This window comes from Bradyrhizobium sp. AUGA SZCCT0177 (genome assembly GCF_018130125.1).
Classification (GTDB): Bacteria; Pseudomonadota; Alphaproteobacteria; order Rhizobiales; family Xanthobacteraceae; genus Bradyrhizobium.
Window position 1 is genome coordinate 26,160 of the sequence record NZ_JAFCMA010000045.1, and the last position, 25,118, is coordinate 51,277.

The window sequence follows — 25,118 nt, forward strand, 5'->3', positions numbered from 1 at the left end:
TTCGCTCGAAAACGCTATGCTTAAATGACAACGACCTTGGCGCCGACGCCGACGCGGCCGTAGAGATCGATCACGTCTTCATTGCGCATCCGGATGCAGCCGGACGAAACGTTGGTGCCGATGGTCCAGGGCTCGTTGGAGCCGTGGATGCGGTAGAGCGTCGATCCCAGATACATCGCGCGCGCGCCGAGCGGATTTTGCGGACCGCCTTCCATGTGCCGCGGCAGATCGGGACGCCGCGCCAGCATTTCCGGCGGCGGGGTCCAGGCCGGCCATTCCTTCTTCGCCGAGATCGTCTTGACGCCGGACCACGTGAAACCCGGGCGGCCGACGCCGATGCCGTAGCGCAGCGCCTTGCCGTCGCCCTGCACCAGGAACAGGAACTTGTTGGGCGTATCGACGACGATGGTGCCGACACCTTCCTTGCCGGTGTAGTCGACAACCTGCTTGTTGTACTTTGGATCGACCGCGCGCTGTGCCGGCTCGACCGCTTCTTCCTGCTGCTGACGCATCGATTGTTGCGGATCCATCGGCGGCAGGGTGCCGCGCCGTCCGCCATATCCGTAATCCGGCTGCTGCTGATAGACCGGCTGCTGTTGCTGATAGCGGCCGCCCTGCGCCGGCCCGTCGCCGAACAGGAATTCAATGAAGCCGCCGCCCATTTGCGAACGTTCGGCATAAGCGGTGCGTACCGGCGCAGGCTGCGCGGGCTGATTGGCGTAGATCACGGTGGGTTCGGCGAGCGGAGAGGCGTCGATCGCCAAGGCAGAATCGGAGAAGCCAAGGCACGACACGCCCGCAAGGAGCGCGAGAGACATTTTTCTGAACATCGACGTACTCTGTACTGTTTCGTCACTGTTAGCGTTTGGCGACGCCTGAGCGGCGCCGTTGCACGTGGTCAATAAAGGGTCAAAACCACATCGGTTTGGTAAACAGGAACGGCGTTTCGATTCACCACGTCGCCGATTGCGCGCTGATTTGTCCGGTAGCGTTTATTTTGAGTGAACGCCGGGCACGCATGGTTAATCCCTGGTGTGCGCCTCGCGGAAGACTACGCCGCGATGTGTTCCCCGCGTGAACCTCACGTTAAATCGCATCTGCCTAAAACAGGTCACGGAGTTAAGGGGTGGGAATACATCATGTCGGTTAGTCGCAAACGTTTTCGTATCGAACAGGCCATTTTGGGCGATGTGCCAATACCGGTGTCCGCAGCTGCCGAAGGCGGCGACATCGGCCCGATGCATCGCGAGATCATGAGCGAACTGCGCTCGATCCGCGCCCAGATGGCCGCGGGCGGTCAAGGCCGCTCCGTCGTGACTGAATCGGCGGAAGCGTCGGTGGCGCGCGAGGTTGCCGAAGCCCAGGCGCTGCTGGAAACCTATCGTGCCCAGATCGAGCAGTGCGAAAAGCTCAAGGTCGAACTCGACCTCATTCACGACGCCATCAACCGCACCAAGCGCGAAATCGCAACCCTGCACGGCAAGAGCTTTGACGGCGGCGAAATGGCCAAGGTCAATGGCGAACTCGGCGCCGTCGTCGGCGGCACCGAGCAGGCCACGCAGCAGATTCTCGAAGCCACCGAGGCGATCGACCAGGCGGCGACCGCGCTGTCCAAGAACACTTCGCCGGACCAGCAGAAGCTGCTCAGCGAGGAAATCCAGGAACGCGTCATCGCGATCTTCGAAGCCTGCAACTTCCAGGATCTCACCGGCCAGCGCATCAGCAAGGTGATGACCACGATGAAGTTCATCGAGAACCACATCAACGTCATGATGGACATCTGGGGTGGCGTCGACGCGCTGAAGGCGCACGCGACCCCGATCGTCGACACCCGTGAAGGCGACGCCAAGCTGCTCAACGGTCCGAAGCTCGACGGCGACGTCGGCCATGCCTCGCAAGACGACATCGACGCGCTGTTCGATTAAGGGTTCAGTTGGCGCCTACGCGGGCGTCATCCCGAGAATACGAAAACGCCGGCGCGAAGCCGGCGTTTTTTATTTATGGTTTAGAATGTCATTCCGGGGCGATGCGAAGCATCGAACCCGGAATCTCGAGATTCCCCGATGCGCAATTGCGCATCTGTGGTCTGGTCCTTTGGACCATCCCGGAATGACGGAGGGCTCAGGCGCGCGGCGCGCAGCGGACATAGACCATGTTGCCGTAACGGACCCCGGCATCCTTGTCGACAAAGCGGGTCACCAGAACGCGGCCGTCGAACGAGACGACCTCGCGGTCCTGCTCGCCCGGGGTCGGTCCGGCCGGGCCGATATAATTCTTGCCGCTCGGAGAGCCCTTGAGGCGCAGTTCCTGCGGGGTCGCCTGGTCGGCCAGATGCATGACCACGCCCCCGGAGGTGCCGGCGGTGATCACATAAGGCTGCCTGCACTGATCGCGGGCCATCTTTTCGGTGCGGGCCCGGTCGTTCGGATTCTGATACGAGGCGAGACCCCAGCGGCCGACGATCTCGTCGGAGCGGATCGTCGCCGGCATGTCGGGAGCCACACCCGGCTCGGGCGGAGGCGCGGAACTTGATGACAGCGACGGCAGGCTCATGCTGCTGCACGCTCCCAAGAGCATCGTGAGCGCTGAGGCGATCGCCAGATTGGCAACCACGCGCGCAGTACCGGACCCGATCATCGCATTCCCCCAAACAAGTTTTTTGGCCGCACCCGTCCTGCAGCCAACCGTAAAACACGTGCCGGAGCAATGACGTCCATCAAATTACGCCGTCGCTCCGATTTGGTTTCTCAGGGAGCATCCTATATTGGCCTCACCAAGGCCTTAACCTTTTTTGGGCCTTAACCCCCCTTGCTTGACAGGATCGGCGCCAAGCCATATTCCCCGGGCCACACATTAGCACTCAAACGCGACGATTGCTAAGGCAAGTAAGGAGTTTGGCCGTCCCGCCCGGGACGGTGTCGAATACCCGGCATTAGCAGCCATTTTGATGGCAATCAGACCTGAAACCAAGCCTTCCAAAGAGGAAACCTCATGGCCAAATCCAAATTCCGCCCACTGCATGACCGCGTCGTGGTCAAGCGTATCGACGCCGAAGAGAAGACCAAGGGCGGCATCATCATTCCCGACAGCGCCAAGGAAAAGCCCTCGCAGGGCGAAATCACGGCCGTCGGCCCGGGCGGCCGGGACGAGGCCGGCAAACTGATCCCGATCGACCTCAAGGTCGGCGACCGCGTGCTGTTCGGCAAATGGTCGGGCACCGAGGTCAAGCTCGACGGTGAGGAACTCCTCATCATGAAGGAATCCGACATCATGGGCGTGCTGGTTTAAGCACCGCCTCCCTCACCCTGAGGAGGCAGCGAAGCTGCCGTCTCGAAGGGCCGACATTCACAAACTCATCCTTCGAGACGCGGCCAAGTGGCCGCTCCTCAGGATGAGGGTTCATTTCCAGGAGTAAATCCAAATGGCTGCCAAAGACGTTAAATTCGCCGGAGACGCCCGCGATCGCATGCTGCGCGGCGTCGATATCCTCGCCAACGCCGTGAAGGTGACGCTCGGCCCGAAGGGCCGCAATGTCGTGATCGACAAGAGCTTCGGCGCCCCGCGCATCACCAAGGACGGCGTTACCGTCGCCAAGGAGATCGAACTCGAGGACAAGTTCGAGAACATGGGCGCGCAGATGCTGCGCGAAGTCGCCTCCAAGACCAACGACACCGCCGGCGACGGCACCACCACCGCAACCGTGCTCGCCCAGGCGATCGTGCGCGAAGGCGCCAAGTCGGTTGCCGCCGGCATGAACCCGATGGATCTGAAGCGCGGCATCGACATCGCGGTGCTGGCCGTGGTCAAGGACATCGAAAAGCGCGCCAAGCCGGTCGCCTCCTCCGCCGAAGTCGCCCAGGTCGGCACCATCTCGGCCAATGGCGATGCCGCCATCGGCAAGATGATCGCGCAGGCGATGCAGAAGGTCGGCAATGAAGGCGTCATTACCGTCGAGGAAAACAAGTCGCTCGAGACCGAAGTCGACATCGTCGAGGGCATGAAGTTCGACCGCGGCTATCTGTCGCCCTACTTCATCACCAACGCGGAAAAGATGACCGCCGAGCTCGAGGACGTCTACGTGCTGCTGCACGAGAAGAAGCTCTCCGGCCTGCAGGCGATGCTGCCGGTGCTGGAAGCCGTGGTGCAGTCCGGCCGCCCGCTCTTGATCATCGCCGAGGACGTCGAGGGTGAGGCGCTGGCGACGCTGGTGGTGAACCGTCTTCGTGGTGGACTGAAGGTCGCCGCCGTCAAGGCGCCGGGCTTCGGCGATCGCCGCAAGGCGATGCTGGAAGACATCGCAATCCTGACCGGCGGTCAGCTGATCTCCGATGAGCTCGGCATGAAGCTGGAAAGCGTCACCGTCAACATGCTCGGCCGCGCCAAGAAGGTGGTGATCGACAAGGAGAACACCACCATCGTCAACGGCGCCGGCAAGAAGCCGGCGATCGAAGCCCGCGTCAGCCAGATCAAGGCGCAGATCGAGGAAACCACCTCGGACTACGACCGCGAGAAGCTGCAGGAGCGCCTGGCCAAGCTCGCCGGCGGCGTCGCGGTGATCCGCGTCGGCGGTGCGACCGAGATCGAGGTCAAGGAGAAGAAGGACCGTGTCGAGGACGCGCTCAACGCAACCCGCGCGGCCGTGCAGGAAGGCATCGTGCCGGGCGGCGGCGTGGCGCTGCTGCGCGCCAAGAAGGCGGTCGGCCGCATCCAGCACGACAATTCCGACGTTCAGGCCGGCATCAACATCGTGCTGAAGGCGCTGGAAGCTCCGGTCCGCCAGATCTCGGAGAACGCCGGTGTCGAGGGCTCGATCGTGGTCGGCAAGATCCTCGAGAACAAGTCCGAAACCTTCGGCTTCGACGCCCAGACCGAGCAGTATGTCGACATGGTCGACAAGGGCATCATCGACCCGGCCAAAGTGGTGCGCACTGCCCTGCAGGACGCTTCCTCCGTCGCCGGCCTCCTGGTGACCACCGAGGCCATGGTCGCCGAACTGCCGAAGGAGCCGGCCGCGCCGATGCCCGGCGGCGGCGGCGGCATGGGTGGAATGGGCGGCATGGGCTTCTAAGCCAAGGATCCGCACGAACGCTTAAAGGGCTGCCAAATGGCAGCCCTTTTTTTGCGCCTGTCGATGCTATTGAAAAGTGCCGGGGCAGACGCCCTTGAGATCTTTCGGGAGAAAGTCCGCCAGCCTTCGAGTCCAGCTTCTTCCAAAGGCGGAGAACACGGGTGAGGCTTTGAGCGCATCGAGCAAGGCACAGGATGCAGCTTCGATCAGAAGGTCCGGATCGCCAACCGCATTGATCGACGCGACCGTGAAAGGGCCGAGCACACCATCGAGCGGAACGCTGACCTGGAAGCTGCCCTTTAGAGCGGTCTGAAAAGCCTTGGTTGCCTGAACTGGCCCTGACTGGACCAACATGTTCACATACGCGCCCCTGACGGCGGGATTCTTGATGGATCGTACGCCAGGACGCTGCAGAAAATTGTCCCTGTAAAAATCCATCACCTGAGTTCGCGTCAGGTTCTTGATCGTGTCGGCATCGGCGGGTTTCCCGGTAAAGGTCGACCATTGGGCGATCGTAATGCCTGCGTTGGTCGGGCCAGCCGGGTCCTGCGGCGAACTCGCGTAACCGCCTTCCCATTTCAGGATTCTTGAAAGAATGTCATCGTCGGACGCCACGGTTTCGGTCGACCTTGGTGTGGATGGCGGTACCGCAGGGGGGGCCGCCACCGGCTTTACCTTCGATCGTTCCTTGTCGATCTGATTGATGAGTATCGAAAGGACGGTCTCCTTGTAGGTTGCATACAAAGGCGGGACAGCGAGATACAGCGCCGCCGCGATTAAACCGACAAGCAGGATACCGGGCGGCGCCAAGGCGAGAAGGTTGATCAAGCGTGTGCGCCAGGACGGCTTTCGCTCATATGACGAATGGTTGACCTGATCCTGATCGAAGATCGGAAGCCAGTAGGTGCGGATGAACTCCTTATTGAAGAAGTCGGAGTGAGCGAAATCGTGGAACCGGTCCTCAATCAAGCCGCTCTGAAAGCCAAACGTTCCCGAAACGCCATATCCGAATGAGGAAATCTTCGCCAAAACCGGCCAAGCGTCCCTTGCGCCGGCGTCGTTGACGAATTTGCCGTGAATTTTTCGGCTGATGCTGTCGAAGTTGAAATTATTTGGCAGCACCGATCCACACAGAACAAGATGATGCAGGTCGATGTCCCTCGTTTGCCGAAGAAGCGTTGCAATGGTGTAGGTTCCGAAGCTGTGAGCTATGACCGAGATACGTACGCGCTTGTTCTTCTGATCGTATCTTGATTTGATGTCACGAATATCGTCGGCGATCTTCCGTGCCGGTCCAGATCGAAAAAAGGGAAAAACCAGTCGCAGGGCGCTGAAGTAATCGTAGCCAAGCGGCTTGACGACGGTGCCATCTATCTCGCCCAGGATAGGCTGCACCAGATCATACCAGAACGCGCGGGTGCGAATTCCATGAAGCAGAATGACGACGTCCACCACATCCGTGGCCGGATCCGACCTCTCCGGATTCGCGTCGCGGGCGGCTTGCGAAGGGCTCTGCGTTTGTTGCGACATGAGTGGCGATACCGACGGTGGACCAGTAAAGTTTGTAATTGTAGATGCCCGAGGCTGCAACCGGGTTTCACCCTGGTTCTGCCGTCCCGGCCCTCGCACGCCATGTTCGATGGGCGGCCTCGGCAGTTGCATCGTGGAAGTCGGGTCTACAATCCGGCCCGTTACCCCGGGCTCGGGGCGATCCGCCTCCGGGCGGCCTTCTTGTTTGGCGAAATGACATGAAGCTCGGTTCCGATGGAATCAGAACCAAGCTTCCTCTCTTTGTTTTGACGCGTTTTCCTGGCGCGAACCGGTACCCACTTCGCTCGAAAACGCTACTGAGGTTTGCTACTTACGACGGACGCTGATTCTCTCCCTTGAGGAATTCCAATGCGCGCACTCCTGCTCTGCCTGTTCGGTCTGGTGACGGCCTCGGACCTGGCTTTTGCCCAGATGAAGCTTCCCTCCAAGGCAGCACCAGCACCCGGCGGCAGCGAAGTCCGATACTTCACCTCGATCGACGGATTGATGAGCGGCAACGCCGACGTCGTCCTCAAGGAGATCCGCCAGGGCAAAACCGTCACCGCGGCCGTGCTCGACGTCTGCTACCCCGTCGAAAAAGGCTCCGACCGCAAGGACCGCTTCGTCGCCAACCTCACCGTCAGCGGCCAGAACCTGACCGGCTCGACGCAAAGCATCGGCGACAAGCTGCCGGTCACCGTGAACCTCGCGCGCAAGGCCAGCGCCGACGGCTTCGAATTCCGCGGCCGGATCACCATCGGTCAGGCGGTGACGGAAGTGGCCTCGACGGACAATTCCGATCTCAGCGAGAAGGAGTTTTTGGACAACCAGACCACCGATGACGGCATCACGTCGGCACCGAAGGATTTCACCGAGGTGTCGCCGGAATCCATCGGCGTGCGGGTAAAGCTGGATGCGGCGCTGGATTTCCTCAAGAGCCTGAAGGGCCAGGAGGTGGAGCTCGGCCTGAGCAGCCTCTCGATTTCCTGCGACGCGCTCCGCGCCGGCGAGCAGACCATCAATCTCACCGCCGATCCGGAGCGGTCAGCGGCCCTGATCGCTAAGGCCAGGTCGACACCAGGCGTGGTCACCGCGGGATGGACCACCGGCATCGTCGAGATGGACCGCACCATCCGTTTTGCCGCCGCCGACTGGCGCGATGGCGACAAGATCAACAAGGACAAGATCGCCGCCGCAGTATCCGCGGTGTTGACGAAGACGCTCGCGGCCAAGGCGGCGGGTGCGGCGTGGAACGCCAACACCGGCAAGCTGACACTGACCTTCAAGCGGCCGAGCGAGATCTACCCGGCGCTCGGCCTCACCGACAGCGTCGAGGTCACCGCGCTGGTCTCGCCCGACAAGCCCGGCGCATCGGACCGGCTGGTGCTGTGGATCTCGAGTCCGGTGACATCGACGATCGACGAAGGCGCAGGTCCCAAGCTGAACCTGTCCGAAGGCGCCGGCGGCGAGGAGGAAGGCGGCGAGCCGGAGGACGACAATGGTTCGGTCGAAGCCCTCGCCAGGGAGTTCAAAGGCCAACGCTGGGACGTCGACAAAGCGGCCTGGAAATAGCGGTTTTCCGGCCGTTCTCTTCTCGATTGGTTCTAATCGGCTTCTGGTCCTCTTCTAATCCTTGAGGCAGCCTCCCACGCACCGCTCCATGCCGCCAGCGCATTTGACATGCCGCAGCCGAGCGGCAATGAACAACCCGTCCGTCATGGGTTTCAGGATTCCAGGCTGAATGGCGCGTTATGATGTCGTAATTGTCGGCGCCGGCCTTGGCGGCCTCACGGCCGGAGCGATCCTGGCGCGCGCCGGCCGCAAGGTGCTGGTGGTCGAGCGCAGCAATTCCGTCGGCGGTGCGGCGTCGAGCTACAAATCCGGCGAGCTCTTTGTCGAGGGATCGCTGCACGAGACCAGCGACCCGCACGATCCGCGCGACCCCAAACATGACGTGCTGACGCGTGCCGGCGTGATCGACGCCGTCAAATGGATTCCGTCCGGCGCGTTTTACCAGGCGCGCGGCGGCCCGCTCGATCAGCCGTTCCTGATGCCCGACGATTTCGACGCCGCGCGCCGTGCCTTGACCGAGCGCTTCCCGGAGGCGCGCCGCGGCATCGAGCAGCTGCTCGGCGAGATGGCGCGGATCGCGTCCGCGATGGCCACGATCTCGCAAGGCAGGGAGGCGCTGAAAAATCCGCGGCAGGCGCTGCGCGCGCTGTCCGGCCTGATCCCGATCGTGCGCGACTGGCCGTTGTCGCTTTCGAAAAAGCTCGATCGCGTATTCGGCGACAATGAAGCCGTCAAATGCGCCCTCGCCGCCAACCTGTCCTATTTCCACGACGACCCCACCACGCTGTGGTGGATCTATTTCGCGATGGCGCAGGGCAGCTATCTGCAAAGCGGCGGCCGCTACGTGCAGGGCGGCTCGCAGCGGCTCTCCAGCGCGCTCGCCCGCGCCATCAAGGTGGCCGGCGGCGAAGTGCTGGTGCGCCGTGTCGTCAGCTCGATTGCGCTCGGCGACGGCGCCAAGTCCATCACCCACACCGCCAAGGACGGCAGCGATCCCAGGACCGTGCAATGCGCACAGATCATCGGTAACGCCGCGCCCGCGGCGCTCGAACCCCTGATGCAGGCGGACGCCGCCGAACAGCTGAACCAAAGTTATGCCCGGCAAGCGCCCTCGACCTCGCTGTTCGCGCTGACGCTGGGTCTAAAAAAACCGCCACGCGAATTCGGGATCGCCGCCTATTCCACGCAATTGCTGCCGCCCTGGATGAAGCGATTGACCGACTACGCGCAAGGCGCCGCGCTGATGGCGGAAGAGCCCGGCGAGCGCATGCCGCCGATGTCGGTGGTGGACTATGCCGCGATCGATTCCGGCGTGCCGGCGCCGCCCTATGTGCTCTCGATCCTCGGCCCCGATTTGTTGTCGAACTGGGACGCCGCCGACATGGACGCCTATCGCGAGAAGCGCGGGCGCTGGCAGGAGGCGATCGTGCGCTATCTCTCCTCGATCTATCCGGGGCTTTCGGAAGCCGTCGTCGCATCCTCGTTCAACAGCGCGCTGTCGGTGCGGCAATATCTCAACGCGCCCGACGGCGCGGTTTACGGATTTGCGCCGACCCCGCCGCCGACGATCTGGAGCAACCCGTTCCGCTCGCCGCGCACGGCGGTATCAGGCCTTTATCTGGCATCCGCCTATGCCGGTTTCGGCGGCTACACCGGCGTCGTGCAATCGGCCGGTGTCTGCGCCGACATGATTTTGCGCGAGACGTAATATCTTAAGAGCAATTTCTGTAAATCGGCAATTTATTGAGAGCGACCGATGCAGCGCTGTAGAGCGATCACCCGACTTGTCCGCGGTAGCTCAAGAGCGAAGGCGGAAGCCGTCGTCCGCCACTTCGTCTTTCGTTCTGACGAAACCACCGCCAGAGAACAAGCCAAGCAGTTTTTAGACGGTCACGACGCGGCACCGAAATAAAACGGCCCCAGCGCGGGGGAGTGACCGAGCCGGGGCCATCTTGGGGAACGTCGCGATCGGCGGCCGGCGCGGCGTTCGACTATAAACCGAGCACATACATCTCCGCCCCGCTGTGCAAAATTGCTCATTGACACTGATTCAAGTCGCAATGTCCCCAGCAATTCCGGAACCGTATACAACTTGAACGATTAGACCCGTATCGCCGCAATGCCTTTGGCAGTTACCGGTGACTGAGAGTGTTGTGCTCCCGCCTGATTGCAGCGCGGGAGCTTCATGCCGCAAAACATTTCCTCGACCACCCACAGACCCTTTCCAAATTTCCCGAACTGCTGGACGCCCATGAGGTTGGTGCGGGCAAAAATTGGCGGCGCAGCATTCCTGTGCGCGCACTGTGATCAGCACTACCATCTGCCCTACGTACTAAGGCTTCTCTTTCGCGACAAATTGCCCGAGACGGGCGGATAAATGATGGTGCGTATCAGCAGCAGAACATGGACATTGGCTCAAATCGAGCACCTGACGGCGCTTATCGCCGCCGGATCAACCGCTGAGGATGCGGCCCTTGTGCTGAGGCGCTCGGTAATGGTCATTCGAGCGAAGGCCCGAAATCTCGGGATTCCTTTCGCTAAATAAACGCCACCGCAAACGATGCCTCGGTTTTATTGGGTCGGGTCTTCGTATGAAGGCCTGGAATATACCGGCACGGTGCCAATCTCCCGTCCCGCATCATTGATTATCGCGATGCGCCGTTCAGGATCGTCCTCGGGCTTATCGAGTGAAACGCCTACGGCGAGCACCGTCGCCCTGATGATTGCAGCGGTATCGTCATCGCAAACAAAGCCTGATGAATCAAAAAGCCTGTGGCCGTTCTTAACATCAAAAAAGTAGCGGGGCATCGGCAACCTCCAGATTAGCAAGCGGCTGCAGACAGCATTGTTCCGATATCGGGCCGCGCCCCGGTCTGGGGAACGCCCCACAACTGAAAACGTTTGCTCGTATCACCGCATTTTGGGGCACCTACCGGTGAGAGAGTGCTTCAGACTCCCACCCATCACGGAGCGTGGCACATGACCAATCCAGCACAAAAATACCGGCTCAAGGCTTTAGCGTGCGAGAAGCTTGGGCGAGAGGCGACCGACCCTGATACTCGGGCCGCTTGGGCCGAGATTGCAATTGAATGGCACGCCCTCGCCAGCCGAACGAGTTCGGGGGAATCGCGTTAAGAAATAAAGCAAGGTCAGCGCCTCAATTGGCCCAATAGCTTTATGAGAGGCTGCCCCAGGTGGCGGCCTCTTTCATTTTCCACCATCGCGCTGCGACGGTGCCGGTGATCTTGCTGCCGGTGCTGATTGCGCCTTTGGTCCGCGCGTCGCTATCCCCGCGCGGCCTGTGCACTCCAATTTGCTGCACTTGCCCTGGACCGGACGGCGGACGTGAAGAAGTTGGCAGCACGCCTACCTGAGCCGTAACGGACTCCGGCCAATATTCTTGGATGTGAGCTGTTTTGACCAGCGGTTTGGTATTGCGACGCGGCATGATGGTTTACCGGCGACTGAGAACGTTGCACTTCCGCCGGATGCAGGGACGCATCACATGCCCCAACCTCACGCCCGTGCAGAACCGTCGCTAATTCCTATCGAGCGGCCCCGCTGCCCAAAGTGCTCCAACCGAATGATGTTGGCCAGAATCAGCCCGGCCTCCGAGAGCTACGACAGCCGGACCTTTGAGTGCACCAAGTGCGATCACACGCAGACGCGCACCGTCGCGCGCGATCCGATGAAGTCGGAGACGGCAGGCTGGCAATACAGCGAACTGAAGGCTCCGGAGTAAAGCCATGCAGCGCCACGAGTTCGATTACAGCACGACACTTGAAGAACGCCTGATCGATCTGGCTCGCAAAGTTCGAGCGGACATGGAAACGCTTCCGCCTTGCAAGCGACGCGACGATCTAATTCAGCAGCTCCGGGAGGTAGAGGCGGGCGTTGAATTGAACCCGTTTCGTTGACCGACGCATTGGCCCCGCCAGACGAATCACCTTCGCTCGCCTGTGAGCAATGCGGCGAGCCTATGAAGCATTTGACTGATCTTCGCGGCCTCGGACCCCATCCAGCCGCGAGGATATTCCGCTGCTATGGCTGCAACAACGTCAGTTCCGAACCCGGATAGGCGGCCTCAGTTGGCGGCCTCTTCGGGCAAGCGCCGGAGCGGAAGTTCCAGCTTCGACCCGGCTTGTTTCTATGGTACCATGGTTTATGGCAAAGACAGGCGTGGTACCAAAGAAAAAACGGGGGCCGCCGCCGACTGGCAAGGGCATTCAAGTTGGCGAGCGCTGGCACCCTTCCGAACTGGTCGCAATTGATGCCTGGATTGCATCGTCATCTGACAAAACGCTGACCCGAGCGCACGCCATCCGCCGCCTGGTGGCACTGGGCCTAAAGGCGAAGGCGAAATAGGAATCGACAACACTCCGAGGGCAACATGATTTCAGTTTTGATTGGGGTCTTAATTATCGTCGTCGTCGGCGCAATCTGCTTTTGGGCGATCGACAAGTTCGCTACCGACGGCCGACTGGCAAATCTGCTCAAGTTGCTCGTGGTGCTCGTTTGCCTCGGCGCGATTGTGCAACGAGTGCTGCCGCTGACCTATTAGCAATGCCCAGAGCTTGTAGAGTTGGGGCCGAAGGCGAAGGGGAAATGAATGCCGGCGCGGCCTAGTCACATTCCGCACGCCACGGAGCGCACCGCGTTACAAAAGATGAGCCCTACGCGCGGGCTTCGGCCAGAACAGATGCATCCGGCAGGAAAGCAAGTTATTGCGGGAATGTTCGCGAAAGGCTGGATTGAAAAACAACCAGACGGCCGATCGTACTGCATCACGCCGGCAGGCGACGAGGCTTTAAGAGCCATCATCCCTGGACCGTAGGCGGATTAGCCGGAGGCGCAATCCGCTTATCTTGGTTCGGACGGCGGATTACGCTGTCGCTAATCCGCCCTGCGCGCTGTTGAAGGCCGCAACTGCAGCCTCGGCCAAGGTGACCTGGCTGACAAAGTCGATGTCCGAGAAGAACTCCAATTCCTGTTCGGAAAATGGCGTCTTACCGAAAAGAAATGGCGGCGGAGAGACTCGGCGCTGGCACGGCTGACGGCTTGTTCGAGGCCGCTCCGATCCTCGTGCCTGAGTGCGCGGATTTCAACGCGGCGTCCATCGCGCAGTGTCTCAATCGCTGAAAATCTAGCTACTTCCGACATAGGTGAGCGCCTTCACGCGACACGCCCAGGTGAGACGGCCGTGAAATTCAGCCGCCGGTCGGACCGCTTTCAGAATTGGCTCGCTTGACCATTACTCAACTCAGTAAAACGGCAGACTAACACTGCTTCGCATTCATGGAGCGCAACGAAAGTACTCTGTCTTGAGTTCCGGCATTCCAGGGAAAAGACGGGTTATCTGGTTTTCATTGTCAATCTTGAGGCTGAATTGAACCGTGGCGAGCGCGACATCGGTCGAACAATTGGCAATGAGGTGCAACACGTCACCGTCTTCTTTCTGTGTCTTGATCTGGCAAGTCGCGATTTTTCCTCGGAGCCTGTTTTTCTCATAGATAAATCCGCTGCCATACACATCCGCGTCCCTGGCGAAGGTGAGTTTGGCGCCACCCCCTGTAAAGATCTTCTTGCACGCCCCAGCATTGGTCACCCAGGCCCCGGTCAGATCCCTTGACTGCGCTGCAGATGAAACAATTAGCGGCCCTATCAAAACGGCAAATATCCCGATCGCGAGACGAATACGATACGTCGGGCCAAGCCTTATGCTCCGAACCGCTTCAGCCATGTCGGATCCTCCGTTGTTGTCGTTTACGGGATGCACCAAGCTCCAAGGGAGATCTCGTTCCGCGACCGATGAATCGGATTCGATCATGAATGCTCTGCTTTATGAGCGACGGGGCACAATCGGAGCGGCGCCGACGCGTATCGCCAAATGAGACCATACGTTCATCAATCTGCCGCCGGCACGATTCTCAGAGAACCACGAAGCGGCTTGCCGGGGGTAACCTTGCGTTTCGGCAATTTGACATCCCCTCGGGGCACTTTCTTGTAGGGAATGCTGGAGAGCAGGTGCGAGATGATGTTGAGTCGCGCCTGCCTCTTGTTGTCGGATCGCGCGATAAACCATGGCGCCCACGCGGTGTCGGTCGCCCGGAACATGTCGTCTCGACATCGCGTGTAATCATCCCATCGCGTATAGGAATCCAAATCCATCTGGGACAGCTTCCAGATCTTTCGCTTGTCGTCGATTCGCGCTGCGAGCCGGTTGGTTTGCTCCTCCGGACTGACCTCAAGCCAGTACTTGAAAAGTATGATTCCCGATTCGACCATGGCCTTTTCGACGTTAGGGACCACCCTCAGGAAACCCTTGGCCTGATCCTCCGTGCAAAAACCCATGACCCGTTCGACCCCGGCGCGATTGTACCAGCTGCGATCGAAGATCACGATCTCTCCGGCGGAAGGAAAATGCGGCACGTAGCGCTGGACGTACATTTGCGACTTCTCGCGTTCCGTCGGAGCGGCCATGGCAATGACGCGGAAAACGCGCGGGCTGACCCTTTCGGTGATGGCCTTGATGACACCACCCTTGCCGGCGCCGTCTCGTCCCTCAAAGACCACGCACACCTTCTTGCCCTCGTGCTTCACCCATTCCTGAAGCTTGACGAGTTCGACGTGCAGCTTGCGCAACTTCTCCTCGTACTCCTTGCGCTTGAGCACCGGAGCGCTGGTCTCCTCGCTTTTGCGGTTCTTCCTGGCTACCTGGTTCATATTTCGGTCCCCCCAGCTGTCACCGCTTCGCTTCTTCCCAGGTCAGGAAGAAGCCGACATCTCCCGGCAGGCCCGCCGGCCAATCCACGATCATTGCCTTCAGGCCATAGCCTTGGGGCTGCAGGTGGTCGCGCCAGAACTCGAAGGCTTGAAGAGGTCTCCCAAGCAAGGTGGTCGGCCATCCCTTTTCCAGATTGTTGAGCGCGCGCCCCTTGTCCGAGCACAGCGCATTCGGGAAGCGCATGACCAGAACTTCCTTGTTACCCTTTAATGCAGCGGCCCTCAGTTGGCCGAGCACCCGCCGCTTTACCTCGGCAATCTTTTCAGGCGTGACCGCGACTGGTTCCATCAACGACCTGATGAGCTCCGCGCGCGCCTTGGCGGCCATATCACCGACGTCTTTCGACGCCTTGGCCATCTCGGTCTTCATCACGTAGTTGCGCAACTCCGCGGCCGACATGAAGGATTCGTCTCCAAGCTCTTGAGCGGAATCCGAGCTACCCTGTTGGATCGTTGACTGTGACATGTCGAACTCCTTTGGTTGAGGAGCAGGATGGTGTCCTGCATGCGCTACAATCGCTATCTCAGGCACTTCATCAGTGTGGCGGTATTTGTCGGCGCATTCTTTGCGCGCCCCCGTGGTATGTTCGCCAACCTCTTTGTGAAATCGAGCTTGGTCGGCTATGGCTTAGTCAATCGAACAATCTCGGGGCCACGTGGAGCTAAATCCCAATCGATCATTCGGTCAATCGATGAAACCTGCTGCGGCGCAGCGTCAAACTCCTTCCAGACCATCGCCACCGGCAATGCAGCGGTTATGTCTCGCGTGACGGAATGTTCGCTGGGGACGAATGCGCCTGACTATGCAAAAACGGACATGCGCCGGGCTTGCTGCGCAGGTCCGTTCTTGCACAGACAAGCCCCCAAGCTTTCCTAAAACTTGGGCGAAAGCTGAGGCTTTCCTTGCGCTCGTTTAGCCTTCTGGCTTGCCGCTGATCAGCCACAAGACTCAGAAAACTCATTTGGACGGATTGCCACGATGGAGTAGCCTGCACCTATTGGCCCGACCGACCTTCGTCGAGCCAGGGCACACGATGGTGCTTGACTTGCCGGCTTCCCACTTCCTGGAGAAAGCTGCGACCCATGATTGCCCAACTGACAAAATACGAACGGCAGCTTGCGCTGATAATTCTAGTTGCGGTGTCGGTGTGCGGATTGGCGATGGTAGCCGTCGCGCAGGACAACGTGCTGGGCGTTCATGGCGCCATCGTGCTGCTGGCGGGCATATTGGGAGCGTTCGGCGTCATTTCCAGCTATTACGACCCGGAGCCCGGCGACGACCGGCTGGAGCGCTATTTCGACGATCCCAGCCGGATGGGCATTATCCTCGCGATGGTCTGGCTCGTGCCGGCACTTTTTGTCGGCGACTGGATCGCATGGCAACTCGCCTACCCGGACCTGACGTTTGATGCAGCCTGGTCGAGCTTCGGACGCCTCCGCCCCGTGCACACCTCCGGCGTGATCTTCGGCTTCGGCGGCAACGCCCTGATCGCAACCTCGTTCTATGTCCTGCAGCGAACCACGCGCGCGCGCCTGCCCGACCAGTTGAGCCCGTGGTTCGTGCTGCTCGGCTACAATCTGTTCTGCGTCATCGCCGCAACCGGCTACCTGATGGGCGTCACGCAGTCGAAGGAATATGCCGAACCGGAATGGTATGCGGACATCTGGCTGGTGATCGTCTGGGTCACCTACTTCATCATCTATTTGCGAACGCTGGTTCGCCGCAAAGAGCCGCATATCTACGTGTCGAACTGGTACTACATGGCCTTCATTCTGGTCGTGGCAATCCTGCACATCGTCAACAATCTGGCGATTCCGGTGTCACTTGGTCATGCCAAGAGCTACTCGGCATTCTCCGGCGTGCAGGATGCGATGACGCAGTGGTGGTACGGCCACAACGCCGTTGCGTTCTTCCTGACCGCCGGTTTCCTCGGCATGATGTACTACTACCTGCCGGTCCGCGCCGGCCGCCCGATCTTCTCCTATCGGCTGTCGATCATCAGCTTCTGGGGCATCACCTTCATGTACATGTGGGCGGGCTCGCATCATCTGCATTACACGGCGTTGCCGCAGTGGGTGCAGACGCTCGGCATGACGTTCTCGGTCATGCTGCTGGTGCCGTCATGGGCCTCGGCCGGCAACGCGCTGCTCACGCTGAACGGTGCCTGGCACAAGGTCCGCGACGACGCGACCTTGCGCTTCATGATGGTCGCGGCGGTGTTTTACGGATTGGTCACCTTTGAAGGCTCGTTCATGGCCATCCGTTCGGTGAACTCGCTGTCGCACTATACGGACTGGACCGTCGGGCACGTCCATGTGGGCGCCCTCGGCTGGGTCGCGATGATCACGTTCGGCGCCATCTATGCCTCGGTGCCGTGGCTCTGGAAGCGCGAGCGGATGTATTCCGCCAGGCTGGTGGAAGTGCACTTCTGGCTCGCACTCGCTGGTACGGTAATCTACGTCTTTGCGATGTGGAATTCCGGCATCATCCAGGGGCTGATGTGGCGGACTTACAATGAAAGCGGAACGCTCGCCTATTCCTTCGTCGAATCCGTGGTTGCGATGCATCCCTACTATATCGCGCGCGCCATCGGCGGCCTCTTCTTCCTGATCGGCGCGCTGGTCGCCTGCTACAACATCTGGATGACCATACGAACCGTGGATCAGCCGGCCGACCAAAGGCTGGCCGATCGCCCCGTTCCCGCGCTCGCAGGCGCTACCGCGCCTCAACCGGCGGAGTGAACGCACATGTTCAACCTGCATTACCGGCTTGAGCGCAAGACCATCGGCTTTCTGCTCGCCATCATCGTTGCGGCCAGCATCGGCGGCGCGGTCGAGATCATTCCGCTGTTCACGATCCATCAGACCGTCGAGGACGCGCCGAACATGCGGGTCTACACCCCGCTCGAAATCGCAGGCCGCAACATCTACATCCGCGAAGGCTGTTATGCCTGCCATTCCCAGATGATCCGGACCTTGCGCGACGAGGTTGAGCGCTACGGCCCGTATTCGCTCGCCGTCGAATCCAAATATGATCACCCGATGCTCTGGGGATCGAAGCGGACCGGTCCCGACCTGGCGCGCATGGGCAACAAATATTCGGACGAATGGCACGTGCGGCATCTCAACAACCCGCGCGACGTGGTTCCTCAATCAGTAATGCCGCATTATTCATGGCTCGGGCGCACAGAACTGCGGAGCGATGACCTCGGCGCGCACCTGGCGGCATTGCGCAAGGTCGGCGTCCCCTATACCGACGAGATGATCGCCAATGCGAGGTTGGATGCCTACGGTCAGGCGGCGCCCGATACGCCTTACGCGGAAGGGGTCACCAAGCGATATGGCGCGGCGACGAATGTAAGGGCCTTCGACGGCAAACCGGGCAATCTTACCGAACTCGATGCCCTGGTCGCCTATCTGCAGATTCTCGGCAAGCTGACCGATGCTGCGCATAAGCCGGTCGCCGCGGCGGGAGGTTGATCATGGACAATGACTTTGTGGTTTGGTTCTCGAAATCGTTCGGCCTGTTCTATCTGATCGCGCTCTCGATCGGCGTGCTGGTCTATGCGTTCTGGCCGTCGAACAAAAAGCATTTCGACGAGGCCGCGCAATCGATCCTCGACCATGAGGACAAGCCGCACAGGGATCAGCCATGGCGGTAGAAGAACGCGATCCATACACCGGCTACATGACGACCGGTCATGAGTGGAACGGCATCAAGGAATTGAACACGCCGGTGCCGCGACCGGTCTATTTCTTTTTGATCGTGACGGCGTTGTTCGCCGTCGGCTACTGGGTGCTGATGCCGGCGTGGCCGCTCGGTGTGACCTACACTAAGGGCCTGCTCGGCATTGACCAGCGCAACGTCGTCACGGAGAGCGTGAAGCAGGCCGCTATCGAACGCGGCGCCTGGACCAGGCGCGTCGAGGCTGAAAGCTTCAAGGAGATCCAGGCCGATCCACAATTGATGGAACGGGTGCGGCAGACCGGCCGGACGCTGTTCGGCGACAATTGCGCGCCGTGCCACGGATCGAACGCACGGGGCGGCCACGGATTTCCGAACCTGACGACGGCGTCATGGCTTTGGGGCGGCGATCCCGAAAGCATCTCCGAAACCATCCGCGTCGGTATCAATTCGACACATCCGCAGACCAGGACGTCGCAAATGATGGCGTTCGGGCGCGATCAGATGCTCAAAAAGGACGAAGTCGAAAACGTCGTGAACTATGTGCGCAGTCTTTCCGATCCGGCTGTCGCAAAGGACGTGCCCGCGGCGAAGATCGACGCCGGCAAGGCCGTCTTCGCCGCCAATTGCGTCGCCTGCCACGGCGACGACGCCAAGGGCAAGGCTGATCTCGGTGGACCTGATCTGACCGATCGGCTCTGGATCTACGGTGGCGACGCGGAATCGATCTACACGACGGTGTGGAGCGGCCGGCAAGGCCAGATGCCAGGCTGGGAGGGAAGACTTTCGCCGCTCGACCGCAAGATTCTCACGCTTTACCTGTTCGATCTTCGTCGGGAGCAGCGATGAGCGACAGCGGCGCAGCGACGGCGCAGTTCAGGACAAAGGCCGTTGTTTGGGCCGCGGTCGGTGCCGGGCTGCTATTGGTGCTGATCGCCAACTCGCACCTGGTCTATATGGCGGTCACATCGCAACCGGAGTGCGTTGCGCATGTCCGCCAGGGCGAAGGCAGCCCTGGGGACGGAAAATTCAGCGCGGCAAAGTCGTCATGCACACCGCGGTGAGAATGCAGGGAGATCGGCGATGATTTCGATCCCGGACGTTGTTCCGCCGCTGCCGCAAGCGCAAACCTGGAAGCGCAACGTCGCCCCCGCAGCCGCTTTGGGCTGGCTCTCGGCCGGCTGGCGCGATTTCAAGATCAATCCGGCGGCCAGCATCAGTTACGGGGTGCTGGTATTTCTGGTGTCGGTCGTCACCGTCGTCGGCCTGTTTGCCCTGCGCCTCGACTATATCCTGCTTCCTGCGTTTGCCGGCTTCATGGTGGCTGGGCCGATCATTGGAATCGGACTTTACGAAAAGAGCCGGCGCATCGAGGAAGGCAGGCCCGTCAGCCTGTGGAACATGATCTTCGTCAGGCCGGATTCAGGCGGTCAGATTCTGTTCGCAGGCGTGCTGCTTCTTGGGCTGACGCTATTGTGGATGCGCGCGGCGGTCATCCTTTATGCGCTGTTTTTCGGCCTGCGTCCTTTTCCCGGCCTCGACCATATCATCCCGATGCTGTTCACGACGGAGATCGGTTGGGCGATGCTGGTGGTCGGCGGCGCGGTGGGCGGCCTGTTTGCGGCCTTCGCATTCGCCATCAGCGCCTTCTCGATTCCGATGCTGCTGAGCGAGCGCACCGATGCGCTGACCGCCATGGGCACCAGCATGGCGCTGGTCTGGAACAATCTTCCGGTCATGCTGACCTGGGCGGCGATCATGCTTGCGTTGATTTTTGTCGGCATCGTCACCGGCCTGTTGGGAATGATCGTCGTTTTCCCGGTGCTGGGACACGGAAGCTGGCACGCCTATCGAACGATGCGGTCCCGAGCATAACGAGACGGTTGGAGTTCCTGCGATGGGTTGCTGCGCACCGGGAGCCGAATCGGCATTGCTTGCTCGGGATGCGGCCGGGACCGACGAGGAAGTCCTGCTCGCGAGCCGCATCGTGGCCGATGGCGTGCGCCAGACTGATCTGTCGGTGCCCACGGTGCATTGCGGGGCATGCATCCGGACCATCGAAAAGGCACTCGGCGGGCTTGCCGGCGTGGAAAGCGCCCGCGTCAACCTCTCGACCAGGCGCGTGACCGTCAGATGGCACTCCGAAAGCGCTCCGCCGCCTTTCCTCGAAACGCTCAAGCAGGCCGGTTTTGAAGCCCATTTGTTCGACATCGAGTCGGATGACGGGAACGGTGAGCTGTCGGAATTGATCCGCGCGCTGGCGGTCGCGGGATTCGCTGCCAGCAACATCATGTTGCTTTCCATCTCGGTCTGGTCGGGCGCTGAGTCCGAGACACGCGACCTGTTTCACTGGCTGTCGGCCATCATCGCGCTACCCGCGCTGGCATATTCCGGCCGGATATTTTTCCGTTCCGCATGGCAGGCTCTACGGCATCGGCGCACCAATATGGATGTACCGATCTCCATCGGTGTGCTGCTCGCCTTCGGCATGAGCCTTTACGACACCACGCAGCATGGGCCGCACGCCTATTTCGATGCGTCAATCTCGCTGCTGTTCTTCCTGCTGATCGGCCGCACGCTCGATCACATGATGCGCGAACGGGCCCGGCTGGCCGTGAAGGGACTGGCGCAACTCGCGGCACGTGGCGCGCGGGTGCTGCAAGCGGACGGCAAGCAGGTCTATCTTCCGGTGAACGAAATCCAGACCGGCATGACCATCATGCTGGCGGCAGGCGAACGTGTGCCGGTCGACGCAACCGTTACCAAGGGAACGTCCGAACTGGATGCTTCGCTGGTCTCCGGAGAGCAGACACCGGAGCCGGCGAAAATTGGATCCCTGCTGCGCGCGGGCACCTTGAACCTGACAGGGCCGCTGACCATCGTCGCGACGGCGACGCCGGACAATTCCTTCCTGGGCGAGATGGTGCGGATGATGGAGGCCGCCGAACAGGGTCGCTCGGCCTATCGCCGCATCGCCGACCGTGCCGCCAGTCTGTACGCGCCGATCGTCCATCTCACGGCGCTGTTCGCGCTTGCCGGCTGGCTCCTCGCAACCGGCGATATCCACCGCGCGCTGACGATCGCCATTGCGGTTCTGATCATTACCTGTCCTTGCGCGCTTGGCCTCGCGGTACCCATGGTGCAGGTCGTCGCGGCCCGGCGGCTGTTCGAGAGCGGCATCATGGTGAAGGACGGCGGCGCCCTTGAGCGCCTTGCCGAAATCGACACGGTCGTGTTTGACAAGACCGGAACGCTGACGCTGGGCCGTCCTCGCCTGCTCGGATCTGACAGCATGGACCGGCAGGCAACCGGGATTGCGGCTGCACTGGCCAGTCACTCCCGCCACCCCTATTCGCGCGCGCTGGTCGAAGCCGCCGCCGATCTTCCGCCGTCTCGCATCGTATTCGACGAAGTCTCCGAGCACCCCGGATTCGGTCTTGAGGCGCGCTCCGGCATTATCACTTACCGGCTCGGCCGGCCGGAATGGGCAGTTGCGAGCCCGGACAACGCCGGGCGGACGTCAGGTGATGAGTCCGTCGTGCTTTCCAAAGACGGAACCCGCCTGGCCGAATTTCGTTTCGAGGATTTTTTGCGCGCGGATGCATCGACGGCGGTGACCGAACTGAAGCACGCCGGCATGCTGGTCCAGGTGGTTTCCGGCGATCGTGAAGCCGCGGTAGCGCCAATGGCCCGACAACTCGATGTTCCCTGCTTCGCTGCGGTGTTGCCCGCCGGAAAGATCGCGCACATCGCAGCGCTTGAAGCCTCGGGCCGGAAGACTCTCATGGTCGGTGACGGCTTGAACGATACGCCGGCGTTGGTGGCCGCGCATGCCTCGATGGCGCCGGCTACCGCGGCGGATATCGGACGTAACGCAGCCGATCTGGTGTTCTTGCGCGAGAGCCTGTCCGCCGTGCCTCAGGCTATTTCCGTCGCACGCAATTCCAGACGGCTCGTTCGGCAAAACTTCGCCCTGGCGATCGCCTATAATCTGGTCGCGGTCCCCGTCGCCATCATGGGCTATGTGACGCCGCTGGTCGCAGCCGTGGCAATGTCTGCATCGTCGATGCTGGTGGTCGCCAACGCGCTACGCCTCAGGAGGGCGCGAAAGATCGCGCCACGCGCTGGTGCGGATGCACAACTTTCGGCCAAGGCCATGATGGAGGCGGCCGAATGAAGGATTATTTCTATCTGATACCGATCGCGCTCGGGATCGGCCTGACCGCACTGGCGGCCTTCATGTGGTCGCTCAAAAACGGGCAGTACGACGATCTCGAGGGGGCCGCCGAGCGGATTTTGCATGACGAGACCGACCGCCCGTCCGAACATCCGTGACGATTCGCTCTCTCGTGGACGGCGGCGACAGCCGGCGTGACCCGGACGCGGAGCTGCGCTACCTTCCCCGGCAACAAGATCAACAACAAGAGGAAATGCCAAAGTGTATGACACGATCATCGTAGGCGGCGGTTCGGCTGGTTCGGTCATGGCGCATCGGCTGTCGGCCAAAAGCGCCAACAAGGTTTTGCTGTGCGAGGCCGGCCAGGACACGCCGCCCGGCAACGAGCCGGCCGAGATTCGGGATAGCTATCCCGGCACCGCCTATTTCGATCCGCGCTTCCACTGGACCGAGCTCAAGGTCACGACGCAGATCGTCAGCCACAACAATCCCAACGAGGGACGGCCTCCCCTGCGCAAATACGAGCAGGCGCGGGTGCTGGGCGGCGGCTCCTCGATCAACGGCCAGATGGCCAACCGCGGCGCGCCGACCGACTACGATGAATGGGAAGCGCGGGGCGCCACCGGCTGGAACTGGAAGGACGTGCTGCCCTACTTCAAGAAGGTCGAGCGCGACCTTGATTTCGACGGGCCGTTCCATGGCAAGGATGGTCGTATCCCGGTGCGCCGGATCCCGCGGGAGCACTGGACGAAGCATTCGCAGGCTTTCGCTGACGCCTTCCAGCAGGCCGGCCATCAATTCCTGCCGGACCAGAACGGCGAGTTCGTCGACGGCTATTTCCCGGTGACGCATTCCAATCAGGCCGAGCAACGCGTCTCGGCCGCGATGGGCTACCTCGACCGCGAAACGCGCAAGCGCGCCAATCTCACGATCTCCACCAACACGCAGGTCAGGGAATTGCTGTTCGAAGGCACGCAGTGCGTCGGCGTCAAGGCCGTCGTCGACGGCAAGGAGCAGGAATTCCGCGGCCGCGAGATCATTCTCTGCAGCGGCGCCATCCATTCGCCGGCGCATCTGCTGCGCGCCGGCATCGGTCCGGTCGGTCACCTCAAGGACATGGGCATTCCCGTGCTGATGGGGCTTGAAGGTGTCGGCCAGCGCCTGATGGATCATCCCTCGATTTCGCTATCCTCCTTTGTCCGCCGCGGCGCGCGCATGAACGGGCATACCAGGCGTCACATGCAGGTCGGTTTGCGTTATTCGTCCGGACTGCCCGGCGTGCCGCAGGGCGACATGTTCGTCGTGGTGCTCAGCAAATCGGCCTGGCATGCGGTCGGCGAGCAAATCGGCTCGGCGCTGACCTTCGTCAACAAGACCTATTCCGAAACCGGACAGGTCAAGCTCGCCTCGCGCGACCCGGCGGCTGAACCGATCGTCGAGTTCAACCTGTTGTCCGACCGGCGCGACCTCGATCGCCTGATGAGCGGTTTCCGCAAGATGGCGGCGGTGCAAATGAGTGACGCCGTCAGGGCGGTCACCGACAAGCCCTTCCCTGCCTCCTATACCGACCGCGTGCGCAAGATCGGCGTGGTCAACAACAAGAACAGGATCCTCACCAAGATCGCCGCCACCCTGATGGACGGTCCGGCGGCGCTGCGCCATTACATGATCGACAATTTCGTGGTCGAAGGTTTTTCGTTCGACGACGTGATCAACGACGACGAGGCGCTGGAGAGCTTCGTGCGCAAGGGGACCATCGGCGTGTGGCACGCCTCGTGCTCGTGCCGGATGGGCCGGCCGGAGGACCCGATGTCGGTCGTCGACACCGAGGGCCGCGTCAAGGGCGTGCAGGGCCTGCGCGTGGTCGACGCCTCGATCTTCCCGGTCGTGCCCTGCGCCAACACCAATTTTCCGGTCCTGATGTCGGCGGAGAAGATTGCGGCCTCGATGCAGTGATTTGAATTTCAAACAGCTTGGTCGTCATTGCGAGCGCAGCGAAGCAATGCTTTGCTTTATTGATGCCGCGCGATGGATTGCTTCGCTTCGCTCGCAATGACGGCGCCCAAATTCCAGATACGAGTTCGCGATCCCGCGGCGCGATGCGCCCGAGTGGTTGATGCTGTTTCTCCCCAAAACAAGGGAGCAGGGAATGCCGGATGCGCGCTGCACCCGCGGTCTCATGTGCGAATAGTGCAAAGAACACTGCACATGAGCATACAGGGCAGTGGAGAACATCCGACATTCCCTGCGCAATGGCTTTACGGCTTATAACGCGCTCTCCCCGGTGAGACGGCCTCTATTGC

At 61.1% G+C, this 25,118-nt stretch carries 26 protein-coding genes; 19 read left to right on the forward strand and 7 right to left on the reverse strand.

Annotation, left to right across the window (positions count from 1 at the left end):
* Window positions 1-20 precede the first annotated feature (20 nt).
* The gene (locus JQ597_RS34035; protein ID WP_212269783.1) at window positions 21-830 is read right to left on the reverse strand and encodes a L,D-transpeptidase; all 810 of its coding nucleotides are present in this window, start codon (window positions 828-830) and stop codon (window positions 21-23) included.
* A gap of 309 nt (window positions 831-1,139) precedes the next feature.
* On the opposite strand from JQ597_RS34035, the gene JQ597_RS34040 reads away from it, so the two are divergent.
* The gene (locus JQ597_RS34040; RefSeq protein ID WP_212209639.1) at window positions 1,140-1,925 is read left to right on the forward strand and encodes a protein phosphatase CheZ; all 786 of its coding nucleotides are present in this window, start codon (window positions 1,140-1,142) and stop codon (window positions 1,923-1,925) included.
* A gap of 196 nt (window positions 1,926-2,121) precedes the next feature.
* Here JQ597_RS34040 and JQ597_RS34045 read toward each other — a convergent pair whose 3' ends face one another.
* Complete coding sequence (locus tag JQ597_RS34045; protein WP_212269784.1) at window positions 2,122-2,637, reverse strand: hypothetical protein; 516 nt, start codon at window positions 2,635-2,637, stop codon at window positions 2,122-2,124.
* A gap of 354 nt (window positions 2,638-2,991) precedes the next feature.
* Between JQ597_RS34045 and JQ597_RS34050 the strand changes: the two genes are divergently transcribed.
* Window positions 2,992-3,288 (forward strand): co-chaperone GroES, encoded by a 297-nt coding sequence (locus tag JQ597_RS34050; protein ID WP_192738881.1) that lies wholly within the window; start codon window positions 2,992-2,994, stop codon window positions 3,286-3,288.
* 133 nt (window positions 3,289-3,421) lie between these two features.
* Window positions 3,422-5,068 (forward strand): chaperonin GroEL, encoded by a 1,647-nt coding sequence (gene groL, locus JQ597_RS34055; RefSeq protein ID WP_212269785.1) that lies wholly within the window; start codon window positions 3,422-3,424, stop codon window positions 5,066-5,068.
* 66 nt (window positions 5,069-5,134) lie between these two features.
* On the opposite strand, the gene JQ597_RS34060 is transcribed toward groL, so the two are convergent.
* Entirely contained in the window at window positions 5,135-6,598 is a 1,464-nt protein-coding gene (locus JQ597_RS34060; RefSeq protein ID WP_212269786.1) for a glycosyl hydrolase 108 family protein, read from the reverse strand.
* A 369-nt stretch (window positions 6,599-6,967) separates the two neighbouring features.
* Here JQ597_RS34060 and JQ597_RS34065 point away from each other — a divergent pair, with 369 nt between their 5' ends.
* Window positions 6,968-8,170 (forward strand): hypothetical protein, encoded by a 1,203-nt coding sequence (locus tag JQ597_RS34065; RefSeq protein ID WP_212269787.1) that lies wholly within the window; start codon window positions 6,968-6,970, stop codon window positions 8,168-8,170.
* Window positions 8,171-8,339: 169 nt separating this feature from the next.
* On the forward strand, window positions 8,340-9,878 hold the full coding sequence (locus JQ597_RS34070; RefSeq protein ID WP_212269788.1) for a phytoene desaturase family protein: 1,539 nt from the start codon (window positions 8,340-8,342) through the stop codon (window positions 9,876-9,878).
* Window positions 9,879-10,741: 863 nt separating this feature from the next.
* Here JQ597_RS34070 and JQ597_RS34075 read toward each other — a convergent pair.
* Window positions 10,742-10,978, reverse strand: coding sequence for a DUF6894 family protein (locus JQ597_RS34075; protein ID WP_212269789.1), 237 nt, complete (start codon window positions 10,976-10,978; stop codon window positions 10,742-10,744).
* Between the two features lie 781 nt (window positions 10,979-11,759).
* On the opposite strand from JQ597_RS34075, the gene JQ597_RS37905 reads away from it, so the two are divergent.
* From JQ597_RS37905 to JQ597_RS34095, 4 genes are all read left to right on the forward strand, one after another.
* Window positions 11,760-11,912, forward strand: coding sequence for a response regulator (locus JQ597_RS37905; RefSeq protein ID WP_249133066.1), 153 nt, complete (start codon window positions 11,760-11,762; stop codon window positions 11,910-11,912).
* Window positions 11,913-11,916: 4 nt separating this feature from the next.
* Window positions 11,917-12,087 (forward strand): hypothetical protein, encoded by a 171-nt coding sequence (locus JQ597_RS34085; RefSeq protein ID WP_212269791.1) that lies wholly within the window; start codon window positions 11,917-11,919, stop codon window positions 12,085-12,087.
* A gap of 247 nt (window positions 12,088-12,334) precedes the next feature.
* On the forward strand, window positions 12,335-12,535 hold the full coding sequence (locus JQ597_RS34090; protein ID WP_212269792.1) for a hypothetical protein: 201 nt from the start codon (window positions 12,335-12,337) through the stop codon (window positions 12,533-12,535).
* 25 nt (window positions 12,536-12,560) lie between these two features.
* Window positions 12,561-12,731, forward strand: a complete 171-nt coding sequence (locus JQ597_RS34095) for a hypothetical protein (RefSeq protein WP_154070762.1) — start codon at window positions 12,561-12,563, stop codon at window positions 12,729-12,731.
* Between the two features lie 732 nt (window positions 12,732-13,463).
* On the opposite strand, the gene JQ597_RS34100 is transcribed toward JQ597_RS34095, so the two are convergent.
* The 3 genes from JQ597_RS34100 to JQ597_RS34110 form a co-directional block, all read right to left on the reverse strand.
* On the reverse strand, window positions 13,464-13,997 hold the full coding sequence (locus JQ597_RS34100; RefSeq protein ID WP_212269793.1) for a hypothetical protein: 534 nt from the start codon (window positions 13,995-13,997) through the stop codon (window positions 13,464-13,466).
* 77 nt (window positions 13,998-14,074) lie between these two features.
* The gene (ppk2, locus tag JQ597_RS34105; RefSeq protein ID WP_212269794.1) at window positions 14,075-14,893 is read right to left on the reverse strand and encodes a polyphosphate kinase 2; all 819 of its coding nucleotides are present in this window, start codon (window positions 14,891-14,893) and stop codon (window positions 14,075-14,077) included.
* A 19-nt stretch (window positions 14,894-14,912) separates the two neighbouring features.
* The gene (locus tag JQ597_RS34110) at window positions 14,913-15,419 is read right to left on the reverse strand and encodes a hypothetical protein (protein ID WP_212269795.1); all 507 of its coding nucleotides are present in this window, start codon (window positions 15,417-15,419) and stop codon (window positions 14,913-14,915) included.
* Between the two features lie 39 nt (window positions 15,420-15,458).
* On the opposite strand from JQ597_RS34110, the gene JQ597_RS34115 reads away from it, so the two are divergent.
* The 10 genes from JQ597_RS34115 (at window position 15,459) to JQ597_RS34160 (ending at window position 24,771) form a co-directional block, all read left to right on the forward strand.
* Window positions 15,459-15,830, forward strand: a complete 372-nt coding sequence (locus JQ597_RS34115) for a hypothetical protein (protein ID WP_212269796.1) — start codon at window positions 15,459-15,461, stop codon at window positions 15,828-15,830.
* 206 nt (window positions 15,831-16,036) lie between these two features.
* Entirely contained in the window at window positions 16,037-17,695 is a 1,659-nt protein-coding gene (gene ccoN, locus JQ597_RS34120; RefSeq protein ID WP_212269797.1) for a cytochrome-c oxidase, cbb3-type subunit I, read from the forward strand.
* A 6-nt stretch (window positions 17,696-17,701) separates the two neighbouring features.
* The gene (gene ccoO, locus JQ597_RS34125; protein WP_212269798.1) at window positions 17,702-18,433 is read left to right on the forward strand and encodes a cytochrome-c oxidase, cbb3-type subunit II; all 732 of its coding nucleotides are present in this window, start codon (window positions 17,702-17,704) and stop codon (window positions 18,431-18,433) included.
* Between the two features lie 2 nt (window positions 18,434-18,435).
* Window positions 18,436-18,615: a cbb3-type cytochrome oxidase subunit 3 gene (locus JQ597_RS34130; protein WP_409363322.1), complete on the forward strand. Its 180-nt coding sequence runs from the start codon at window positions 18,436-18,438 to the stop codon at window positions 18,613-18,615.
* A complete protein-coding gene (gene ccoP, locus JQ597_RS34135) occupies window positions 18,606-19,487 on the forward strand; it encodes a cytochrome-c oxidase, cbb3-type subunit III (protein WP_212269800.1) in 882 nt (293 codons plus the stop codon). Before JQ597_RS34130 ends, ccoP begins: the two co-directional genes overlap by 10 nt.
* Entirely contained in the window at window positions 19,484-19,702 is a 219-nt protein-coding gene (locus tag JQ597_RS34140; protein WP_212269801.1) for a hypothetical protein, read from the forward strand. The genes ccoP and JQ597_RS34140 overlap by 4 nt, the downstream gene beginning before the upstream one ends.
* Window positions 19,703-19,721: 19 nt before the next feature.
* Window positions 19,722-20,513 carry a DUF2189 domain-containing protein gene (locus JQ597_RS34145; protein ID WP_212269802.1) on the forward strand — a complete coding sequence of 264 codons (792 nt, stop codon included), beginning with the start codon at window positions 19,722-19,724 and terminating at the stop codon, window positions 20,511-20,513.
* Window positions 20,514-20,535: 22 nt separating this feature from the next.
* Complete coding sequence (locus JQ597_RS34150; RefSeq protein ID WP_212269803.1) at window positions 20,536-22,815, forward strand: cation-translocating P-type ATPase; 2,280 nt, start codon at window positions 20,536-20,538, stop codon at window positions 22,813-22,815.
* A complete protein-coding gene (ccoS, locus tag JQ597_RS34155) occupies window positions 22,812-22,973 on the forward strand; it encodes a cbb3-type cytochrome oxidase assembly protein CcoS (RefSeq protein ID WP_212269804.1) in 162 nt (53 codons plus the stop codon). Before JQ597_RS34150 ends, ccoS begins: the two co-directional genes overlap by 4 nt.
* A 103-nt stretch (window positions 22,974-23,076) precedes the next feature.
* Complete coding sequence (locus tag JQ597_RS34160) at window positions 23,077-24,771, forward strand: GMC family oxidoreductase (protein ID WP_212269805.1); 1,695 nt, start codon at window positions 23,077-23,079, stop codon at window positions 24,769-24,771.
* The last annotated feature ends 347 nt before the right edge of the window (window positions 24,772-25,118 follow it).

Excerpts from the sequence above, each read along its gene's own strand:
- JQ597_RS34035 (WP_212269783.1), bottom strand. The coding sequence starts at position 830 with ATGTTCAGAAAAATGTCTCTCGCGCTCCTTGCGGGCGTGTCGTGCCTT.
- JQ597_RS34130 (WP_409363322.1), top strand. The coding sequence starts at position 18,436 with ATGGACAATGACTTTGTGGTTTGGTTCTCGAAATCGTTCGGCCTGTTC.
- groL (WP_212269785.1), top strand. The coding sequence starts at position 3,422 with ATGGCTGCCAAAGACGTTAAATTCGCCGGAGACGCCCGCGATCGCATG.
- JQ597_RS34050 (WP_192738881.1), top strand. The coding sequence starts at position 2,992 with ATGGCCAAATCCAAATTCCGCCCACTGCATGACCGCGTCGTGGTCAAG.
- JQ597_RS34085 (WP_212269791.1), top strand. The coding sequence starts at position 11,917 with ATGCAGCGCCACGAGTTCGATTACAGCACGACACTTGAAGAACGCCTG.
- JQ597_RS34140 (WP_212269801.1), top strand. The coding sequence starts at position 19,484 with ATGAGCGACAGCGGCGCAGCGACGGCGCAGTTCAGGACAAAGGCCGTT.
- JQ597_RS34090 (WP_212269792.1), top strand. The coding sequence starts at position 12,335 with ATGGCAAAGACAGGCGTGGTACCAAAGAAAAAACGGGGGCCGCCGCCG.
- JQ597_RS34075 (WP_212269789.1), bottom strand. The coding sequence starts at position 10,978 with ATGCCCCGCTACTTTTTTGATGTTAAGAACGGCCACAGGCTTTTTGAT.
- ppk2 (WP_212269794.1), bottom strand. The coding sequence starts at position 14,893 with ATGAACCAGGTAGCCAGGAAGAACCGCAAAAGCGAGGAGACCAGCGCT.
- ccoO (WP_212269798.1), top strand. The coding sequence starts at position 17,702 with ATGTTCAACCTGCATTACCGGCTTGAGCGCAAGACCATCGGCTTTCTG.
- JQ597_RS34100 (WP_212269793.1), bottom strand. The coding sequence starts at position 13,997 with ATGATCGAATCCGATTCATCGGTCGCGGAACGAGATCTCCCTTGGAGC.
- ccoP (WP_212269800.1), top strand. The coding sequence starts at position 18,606 with ATGGCGGTAGAAGAACGCGATCCATACACCGGCTACATGACGACCGGT.
- JQ597_RS34145 (WP_212269802.1), top strand. The coding sequence starts at position 19,722 with ATGATTTCGATCCCGGACGTTGTTCCGCCGCTGCCGCAAGCGCAAACC.
- JQ597_RS34040 (WP_212209639.1), top strand. The coding sequence starts at position 1,140 with ATGTCGGTTAGTCGCAAACGTTTTCGTATCGAACAGGCCATTTTGGGC.
- ccoS (WP_212269804.1), top strand. The coding sequence starts at position 22,812 with ATGAAGGATTATTTCTATCTGATACCGATCGCGCTCGGGATCGGCCTG.
- JQ597_RS34150 (WP_212269803.1), top strand. The coding sequence starts at position 20,536 with ATGGGTTGCTGCGCACCGGGAGCCGAATCGGCATTGCTTGCTCGGGAT.
- JQ597_RS34065 (WP_212269787.1), top strand. The coding sequence starts at position 6,968 with ATGCGCGCACTCCTGCTCTGCCTGTTCGGTCTGGTGACGGCCTCGGAC.
- JQ597_RS34060 (WP_212269786.1), bottom strand. The coding sequence starts at position 6,598 with ATGTCGCAACAAACGCAGAGCCCTTCGCAAGCCGCCCGCGACGCGAAT.
- JQ597_RS34095 (WP_154070762.1), top strand. The coding sequence starts at position 12,561 with ATGATTTCAGTTTTGATTGGGGTCTTAATTATCGTCGTCGTCGGCGCA.
- ccoN (WP_212269797.1), top strand. The coding sequence starts at position 16,037 with ATGATTGCCCAACTGACAAAATACGAACGGCAGCTTGCGCTGATAATT.
- JQ597_RS34045 (WP_212269784.1), bottom strand. The coding sequence starts at position 2,637 with ATGATCGGGTCCGGTACTGCGCGCGTGGTTGCCAATCTGGCGATCGCC.
- JQ597_RS34115 (WP_212269796.1), top strand. The coding sequence starts at position 15,459 with ATGCGCTACAATCGCTATCTCAGGCACTTCATCAGTGTGGCGGTATTT.
- JQ597_RS34070 (WP_212269788.1), top strand. The coding sequence starts at position 8,340 with ATGGCGCGTTATGATGTCGTAATTGTCGGCGCCGGCCTTGGCGGCCTC.
- JQ597_RS34110 (WP_212269795.1), bottom strand. The coding sequence starts at position 15,419 with ATGTCACAGTCAACGATCCAACAGGGTAGCTCGGATTCCGCTCAAGAG.